The organism is Streptomyces sp. A18 (assembly GCF_059026065.1).
Genome location: NZ_JBWLKL010000008.1, coordinates 307,439 through 315,029 on the forward strand (window position 1 = coordinate 307,439; position 7,591 = coordinate 315,029).

Sequence of the window (7,591 nt, forward strand, 5' to 3'; positions counted from 1 at the left end):
CCCCGGATACCCTGCGCGGATGCTGCATCTGCGCCTGATGACCCCGGCGGACAAGACCGACGACGTGGTGCGCCTGATCGAGAAGACGGTCGGCGCCACGCACCTGGCCGTCATGACCGGCGCGGCCCGCGACCCCGCTGGCGACGTCGTGACGTGCGACGTCGCCCGGGAGGCGGGCGACACGCTGATCGGCGGCCTGCGCGCCCTCGGCATCGACAAGTCGGGCTCGATCGCGCTCGAGAACATCGACCTGTCGCTCTCCCTGCGGGCGGACAAGGCCGCGGATGATGCCCCGGGCGAGGGCGCGGACGCAGTCCTGTGGGAGCAGCTCACAGACGCCACCCACGAGGAATCGACGCTCTCGATCACCTACGTGGCGTTCATCACGCTCGCCACGATGATCGCGGCCTGCGGTGTGGTCCTCGACAACGCGATCCTGATCGTCGGCGCGATGGCGGTGGGCCCGGAGTTCGGCCCGCTCGCGGGGTTCTGCACCGCCCTGGTCCAGCGCGCCCCGCGCCTGGCGCTGCGCTCGCTCATCGCGATCCTGGTGGGCTTCGCGGTCGCGATGGTGGTGACGGTCGGCTTCAGCTACTTCATGGACGCGATGAACCTGTTCAGCGACGCCGCCCTGAAGTCGGATCGCCCGAACACGAACTTCATCTACCGCCCCGACTGGTTCTCGTTCGTCGTGGCCGTCCTCGCGGGCGCGGCGGGCACGCTCTCGCTCACCTCGGCCAAGTCGGGCGCGCTGGTGGGCGTGGCGATCTCGGTGACGACTGTCCCGGCCGCTGCGAACGCCGCCGTCGCCTTCAGCTACGCCGAGTACAAGCAGGCGTGGGGCTCCACCGAGCAGCTCCTGCTCAACCTGCTCGGCATCGCCCTTGCCGGCACCCTCACGCTGCTGGCCCAGAAGTTCCTCTGGGCCAGGCAGCATGAACGTACGGCCAGAAAGGCCCGACTGACCTAGCCCAGCGCGGACTTCACCACATCGGCGAGCCGCCCGGCCACGGACCGCGCCTGATCGATGTCGGCGGCCTCGACCATGACGCGCACCAACGGCTCCGTGCCGGACGAGCGCAGCAGCACCCGTCCCGTGGCGCCCAGTTCGCGCTCGGCCTCGGCGACGGCGGCCGTCAGCTCCGGGGAGGTCGTGACCCGCGACTTGTCGACGTCGGGCACATTGATCAGGACCTGCGGAAGCCGCTGCATGACTCCGGCGAGGTCGGCGAGCGAACGTCCGGTCTCGGCGACGCGTGCCGCGAGCAGCAGCCCGGTCAGCGTGCCGTCACCCGTGGTCGCGTGGTCGAGGATGATCACATGCCCGGACTGCTCGCCGCCGAGGGCGAAGCCGTTCTGCTTCATCGACTCGAGCACATAGCGGTCGCCGACGCCCGTCTGCACCAGGGCGAGGCCCTCGCGCTCCATGGCGAGCTTGAAGCCCAGGTTCGACATGACCGTCGCGACCACCGTGTCCGAACGCAGCGTGCCGTGCTCCCGCATGGCCATCGCCAGGACGGCGAGGATCTGGTCCCCGTCCACCTCGGCGCCCGTGTGGTCCACGGCGAGGCAGCGGTCCGCGTCTCCGTCGTGCGCGACACCGAGGTCGGCGCCGTGCTCGACGACGGCGGCCTTGAGCAGGTCCAGGTGCGTGGACCCGCAGCCGTCGTTGATGTTCAGGCCGTCCGGCTTGGCGCCGATCGTGATGATCTCGGCACCGGCGCGCGCGAACGCCTCGGGGGAGACACGGGCCGCGGCGCCGTGCGCCTCGTCGAGGACGATCTTCAGTCCGTCGAGGCGGTTGGGCAGCACCCCGAGGAGATGCGCCACGTACTGGTCGAGGCCCTGGTCGTACGTCCGCACGCGGCCGACGCCCGCGCCCGTGGGCCGCTGCCAGGGAGCGCCGGTGCGGTGCTCCTCGTACACGGACTCGATGCGCTCCTCAAGCTCGTCGGCCAGCTTCTGGCCGCCGCGCGCGAAGAACTTGATGCCGTTGTCCGGCATGGCGTTGTGGCTCGCGGAGAGCATCACGCCGAGGTCGGCGCCCAGCGCACCGGTGAGATGCGCCACCGCAGGGGTGGGCAGCACACCGACGAGCTGGACGTCCACGCCCGCGCTCGCGAGACCGGCGACCACCGCGGCCTCCAGGAACTCCCCTGACGCGCGCGGGTCACGCCCGACCACCGCGACCGGCCGATGGCCCTCGAACGTGCCCACTTCGCCGAGCACATGAGCCGCCGCTACGGAGAGCCCGAGCGCGAGCTCGGCCGTCAGATCCGCGTTGGCGACACCGCGCACGCCGTCCGTGCCGAAGAGTCGTCCCACTGCTGTCCTCCTCCGGACTTCTGCCCGGTATCACCGGGGTTTTCGATAAACGAACGCCCCGGCAGCACGCAACGTGCCGCCGGGGCGAACGAAAAGTACAAGCAGGCAGATTAGCGCTTGCTGTACTGCGGAGCCTTGCGGGCCTTCTTGAGACCGGCCTTCTTGCGCTCGACCGCACGGTCGTCACGCTTGAGGTAACCGGCCTTCTTGAGGGCGCCACGGTTGTTCTCGACGTCGGCCTCGTTCAGCGCACGGGCGACACCGAGACGGAGCGCACCGGCCTGACCGGAGACGCCGCCACCCGAGATGCGGGCGATGACGTCGTAGCGGTTGTCGAGCTCGAGCACCTTGAAGGGCTCGTTGACTTCCTGCTGGTGGACCTTGTTCGGGAAGTAGTCCTCGAGCGTGCGCCCGTTGACCTTCCACTTGCCGGTGCCCGGGACGATCCGGACGCGGGCGATGGCGTTCTTGCGACGGCCCAGGCCGGCGGCCGGCTGCGGGTCGCCGAAGCGCGCGGCGTTCGACTCCGAGGTGTACTCGCCCTCGACGGGCGCCTCGGACTCGGTGGTGTACTGCTCTACGTCAACAACCTCGGTCTCTTCGACCGGCTGCTCAACGGTGGTCTCGGCCACGATTCTCCTCAGATTTCTTTACGTCTTTGGGGGTGGTGGCCGGAACTACTGCGCGACCTGGGTGATCTCGAACGGGACCGGCTGCTGAGCGCCGTGCGGGTGCTGGTCGCCCGCGTAGACCTTCAGCTTCGAGAGCATCTGACGGCCCAGGGTGTTCTTGGGGATCATGCCCTTGATGGCCTTCTCGACGGCCTTCTCGGGGTTCTTCTCAAGAAGCTCGTCGTAACGGACGCCACGCAGACCACCCGGGTAACCGGAGTGGCGGTACGCCATCTTCTGAGTCTTCTTGTTGCCGGACAGGTGAACCTTGTCGGCGTTGATGATGATGACGAAGTCGCCCATGTCCATGTGGGGCGCGTAGATCGCCTTGTGCTTGCCACGCAGGAGGTTGGCAGCGGTGGTCGCCAGACGACCCAGGACGATGTCCTGAGCGTCAATGACGTGCCACTGGCGGGTCACATCGCCGGGCTTGGGGCTGTACGTACGCACTTCGTAGCCTTCGCTTCTTCAGTGGATGGGGTCCAGACACACGGCACCCCAGAAGCGATCGTGGCGATCATGCAGCTGGGGCTCACAGTGCCGGGGACGCTGCCCGTATGCGAGCCACTGGTAACTGCTCCAGGGAACCTACGTAAGGCCCTTCGCGTGAGAACGACGAAGCCAATACGTATAACAATCCCCGAGAGTACCCGGAGCGCCCCGTACGGGTCAAAACGCGGATCTGGAGGCCGGCACCGCCGACTCCACCGCCCGAGGCGGCTCTGCGCTGTCCAGGGTAACCACCGTCCGCCGCAGACAGGACCGGGCGACCGTGAAGGCCAGCACACACAGCGTGACGCAGTCCCGGAAAGCCCTGCGTGTGCCCGGCTCGAGCCAGGGCCAGGTGAACCCCGGGACCTGCGGCACGAGCGCCAGCCAGAACCACTTGTCCCTGGCCACCGCCCCCGGCAGAAGCGCCCCGGAGAGCAGCAGCGGCACGACGACGAGCAGGTAGTGGTCGTACGACGGCCTGGACACCAGGAAGGCCGCCAGCATCAGCATCACGGCCGTCTCGACCACCCGCTGCTCCCCCGACCCCCGACCGCCCCGCCACCGCCGCCAGGCACACCACACCCCCGCCCCGGCCGCCGCGACACCGAGCAGGGACGCCGCCCCCTGCGGCACCCCGAGCCGCGCCAGGATCGCGCCGGGCGACGCCTCATAGAGCCGTACGAAGCTGTCCTCGCCCCGCAGCAGGAACGGCAGCGTCCGCGTGAAGAACCCTGCGGGGTCCGGCAGGGCGAGCGCCGCCCCCGCGGACACGGCCGTCGGGACGAGCACCGCGGCCCCGAGCCCCTGCCAGCGCCGCGCGAAGACGAAGAGCAGCACCACCGGCACGAGCAGCGGCTTCACGGCGACCACGGCCCCGATGACAAGCCCCGCGGCCACCCACCTCTCCCGGCAGACGAGGAGCAGCGCGAGCGGCAGCGCGGCGGCCGACGCCACCGTCCAGTTCCCGAGGTCGATCAGGTGCCCGAACGGCGCGAAGCCCATGGCGAGCGCGAGCAGCCCGAGCACCGCGAACCGGCTGCGCCACGGCACCCCGTGGATCCGCAGCGCGCACCCCCACCCGACGACGAGCGAGGCCGTGACCCCGGCCGGCACGAGGAACCGCACGACGGAGTGCGGAAGCAGCGCCTGCGGCACCGCGGCGAGCACGGCGCCCGGCAGATAGAGGAAGTGCCGGTCGGCATAGGGCGAACGCCCGTCGAGCCACGCCTCGGCCGCCTTCACCACGATCTCGTTGTCCATCCCGCCGTCCGCGCGCCTCAGCCCCACCTGGACGGCGGAGGCGAGCAGCACGACCCCGAGCGCCGCCCAGCCGTGCCAGGTCACCGGCCGCGACAACCACCCACTAACAGCACCTTTGCCCGTATTCATACGGATCAGGCTAGGTCGCGCCCCTCCCCCGACCCCCGCTCAACATCCCCAACTCCCCGTCTAAGATGCGGCGCATGAGCTTTGGGCAAGGGGGACCTCAGTGGGGTCCAGGGGATTCACGGACCCCTGACTGGGCAGCGCTGGCCGAGGCGTCCGAATCGCGCGCCCGGCGCCGCAAATGGCTGATGATCGGTGGCGGCGCGCTCGCCACCGTCGTGGTCGCGGCCGCCGTAGCCGTCGGGGTCGTCTCCGCGAACAGCGACAACAGCTCCGCGTCGAACAAACCGGCCAGCGAGCTGCCCTCGACCGCGGACATCCCCGGCGCGAGCACGAACCCCGGCCCGTCCTTCGAGGAGACGACGCCGCCACCCCCGCCGGACCCCAAGGAGTTCATCTCCAGCGCCAAGAAGGACAAGGCACCGCTCAGCGCCGACACGCTCTTCCCCGGCAAGTCGCTGACCTCGGGCGACCGCGTCTACAAGAAGGGCGCCACCAGCGGCACGAAGAAGTGCGCGGACGTCACCCAGGCCAAGCTCGGCGCGATTCTCACCAAGAACGACTGCACGCGGCTCTACCGCGCCAGCTACGTCAAGGACGACATCGCCGTCACGGTCGGCGTCGCCGTCTTCGACACGGCGGCCCAGGCCGCCAAGGTCAACGAACAGGCCAAGGAAGGCCTGGTCCTGTCGCTGCCCGGCAAGGGCGTGCCCAGCTTCTGCCGTACGGCGGTCTGCCGGGGCACGTACAACGCCTACGGCCGCTACGCCTACTTCACGACGACCGGCTTCACCAGCGAAAAGGACGTCACGAAGAAGGAGCGCAAGGTCTACACGTACGGCGACGACCTGGCCCGCTTCGCCTTCGGCCAGATCAACCGGCGGGGCGAGGCCCAGGCTTCCGCCGCGGCCAACGCCCCGCAGTAGTCCGGCGGCCGGGGCTCAGCAGCACCCGGCGCCGGGCAACGTCCGCTTGTTGCGCGCTTCCTTGCTGCGCGCGGCGAGCAACTCGTCGGCGGGGTAACCGACTTCTTCCAGCGTCAGCCCGTGCGGCCGTACGACATGCACGGCGGAGTCCCGCACCCCGGCGGCGAGCACCTTCGCGGGCCACTCCACGGGCCGGTGACCGTCACCGACGAACAACATGGCGCCGACCAACGACCGCACCATGTTGTGGCAGAAGGCATCGGCCCTGACGGTCGCTTCGAGGATCCCGTCCGGCCGCCGCTCCCACCGCAGTTCCTGGAGCGTACGGATGGTGGTGGCGCCCTCGCGCTTCTTGCAGTAGGCGGCGAAATCATGCTCGCCGACGAGCTTCTCGGCCGCCGTGTTCATGGCATCGAGGTCCAACTCCCAGTCGTGCCACAGCACATGACTGCGGAGCAGCGGATCGACACCACCCGGGTGATCGGTCACGCGATAGGCGTAACGCCGCCACACGGCCGCGAACCGCGCGTTGAAACCGGCGGGGGCCTCGGCCACCTTCCACACCCGCACGTCGTGCGGCAGCCGCCCGGCAAGCCTGCGCAGCAGCTTGTCGCTGTGCTCGGCCCACACGCCCTCGGGCAGATCGACGTGAGCGACCTGCCCCCGCGCGTGCACCCCGCTGTCGGTCCGCCCGGCGACGGTCAGCTCGTACGTCTCCTGCGACCGCGTCACGGTCCGCAGCGCGTCCTCGATCTCGCCCTGGACGGTCCGCTGCCCCTGCCGTTGCTTGGCCCAGCCGGAAAAGTCCTTGCCGTCGTAACTCAGGTCAAGCCGCACCCGCACGAACCCGGGCTCTACTTCATCGCTCACTCGTGGATCCTCTCAGGCAACAAAGAAGCGGGCCCGCCCCACAGGGGACGGACCCGCGACGCCCTGAAGGGGCGGGGGGAACTGCGCGACAAGCCACGACATCGCCGCAGCCGACGACGCGCAGTCCCCGGCAGAACGCTTACGCGTCCTTCGACTCCTCGGCAGCCTCGTCACCCTTGGTCGTGTCGACCTTGGGCTCAGAGACCTCGGCGTCCTTGGCGGCACGCTTGGTCGCCGCCTCGGCCTCACCGGTGGCGGCCTGCGCCACGGTCAGGGCCTCGACAAGCTCGATGATCGCCATGGGCGCGTTGTCGCCACGACGGTTACCGATCTTGGTGATACGGGTGTAGCCACCCGGGCGGTTCTCGTAGCGCGGGCCGATCTCCGTGAAGAGCGTGTGCACGATGCTCTTGTCGGTGATGACGGACAGCACCTGGCGGCGGTTGTGAAGGTCACCCTTCTTCGCCTTGGTGACCAGACGCTCCGCGTACGGACGCAGACGACGGGCCTTGGCCTCGGTCGTCGTGATCCGGCCGTGCTCGAAGAGCTGCTTGGCGAGGTTCGCCAGCAGAAGCTTCTCGTGCGCGGCGCTGCCGCCCATACGGGCACCCTTGGTGGGCTTCGGCATGGTGTTTCTCCTAGTGATCTGCCCCGGCCGTATCAGGTACCGGAGTCAGGGCCCCGGGGGCGGACGCCCCCGGGCAGTTCATCAGTACTGCTCGGTCTCCACGAAACCGGCGTCCGCGTCGTCGTCGGCGCCAAAGGCGTCAGCGGCGGCGGTCGGGTCGAACCCGGGAGGCGAGTCCTTCAGCGCGAGGCCCATGCCATTGAGCTTCATCTTGACCTCGTCGATCGACTTCGCACCGAAGTTGCGGATGTCGAGCAGGTCCGCCTCGGAGCGGGCCACGAGCTCACCCACGG

9 protein-coding genes are annotated in these 7,591 nt (G+C 69.4%); 2 read left to right on the forward strand and 7 right to left on the reverse strand.

Translation table 11 applies throughout. From position 1 onward, the window contains the following. Positions 1-19: 19 nt before the first annotated feature. Positions 20-970, forward strand: coding sequence for a DUF389 domain-containing protein (locus tag AC5P1C_RS16655; RefSeq protein ID WP_493866599.1), 951 nt, complete (start codon positions 20-22; stop codon positions 968-970). Here the strand turns inward: AC5P1C_RS16655 and glmM are convergent. The 4 genes from glmM to AC5P1C_RS16675 all read right to left on the reverse strand — a co-directional run bounded on the left by glmM (position 967) and on the right by AC5P1C_RS16675 (position 4,877). After that, positions 967-2,325, reverse strand: a complete 1,359-nt coding sequence (gene glmM, locus AC5P1C_RS16660) for a phosphoglucosamine mutase (RefSeq protein ID WP_493866600.1) — start codon at positions 2,323-2,325, stop codon at positions 967-969. The two genes, AC5P1C_RS16655 and glmM, sit on opposite strands and share 4 nt — an antisense overlap. A 110-nt stretch (positions 2,326-2,435) precedes the next feature. Continuing rightward, positions 2,436-2,957, reverse strand: coding sequence for a 30S ribosomal protein S9 (gene rpsI, locus AC5P1C_RS16665; protein WP_360768561.1), 522 nt, complete (start codon positions 2,955-2,957; stop codon positions 2,436-2,438). Between the two features lie 45 nt (positions 2,958-3,002). Next, positions 3,003-3,446 (reverse strand): 50S ribosomal protein L13, encoded by a 444-nt coding sequence (gene rplM / locus AC5P1C_RS16670; protein ID WP_493866601.1) that lies wholly within the window; start codon positions 3,444-3,446, stop codon positions 3,003-3,005. 219 nt (positions 3,447-3,665) lie between these two features. Continuing rightward, positions 3,666-4,877 carry a glycosyltransferase family 87 protein gene (locus AC5P1C_RS16675; RefSeq protein ID WP_493866602.1) on the reverse strand — a complete coding sequence of 404 codons (1,212 nt, stop codon included), beginning with the start codon at positions 4,875-4,877 and terminating at the stop codon, positions 3,666-3,668. Positions 4,878-4,951: 74 nt separating this feature from the next. Here AC5P1C_RS16675 and AC5P1C_RS16680 point away from each other — a divergent pair, with 74 nt between their 5' ends. Further along, positions 4,952-5,800, forward strand: coding sequence for a hypothetical protein (locus AC5P1C_RS16680; protein ID WP_493866603.1), 849 nt, complete (start codon positions 4,952-4,954; stop codon positions 5,798-5,800). Positions 5,801-5,815: 15 nt separating this feature from the next. Here the strand turns inward: AC5P1C_RS16680 and truA are convergent, their stop codons facing one another. The 3 genes from truA to AC5P1C_RS16695 all read right to left on the reverse strand — a co-directional run. Beyond that, positions 5,816-6,670: a tRNA pseudouridine(38-40) synthase TruA gene (gene truA / locus AC5P1C_RS16685; RefSeq protein WP_493866604.1), complete on the reverse strand. Its 855-nt coding sequence runs from the start codon at positions 6,668-6,670 to the stop codon at positions 5,816-5,818. Positions 6,671-6,809: 139 nt separating this feature from the next. After that, a complete protein-coding gene (gene rplQ, locus AC5P1C_RS16690) occupies positions 6,810-7,298 on the reverse strand; it encodes a 50S ribosomal protein L17 (protein WP_493866605.1) in 489 nt (162 codons plus the stop codon). Between the two features lie 81 nt (positions 7,299-7,379). Then, the coding region (locus AC5P1C_RS16695; RefSeq protein ID WP_493866606.1) for a DNA-directed RNA polymerase subunit alpha C-terminal domain-containing protein at positions 7,380-7,591 on the reverse strand (212 nt) is incomplete at its 5' end.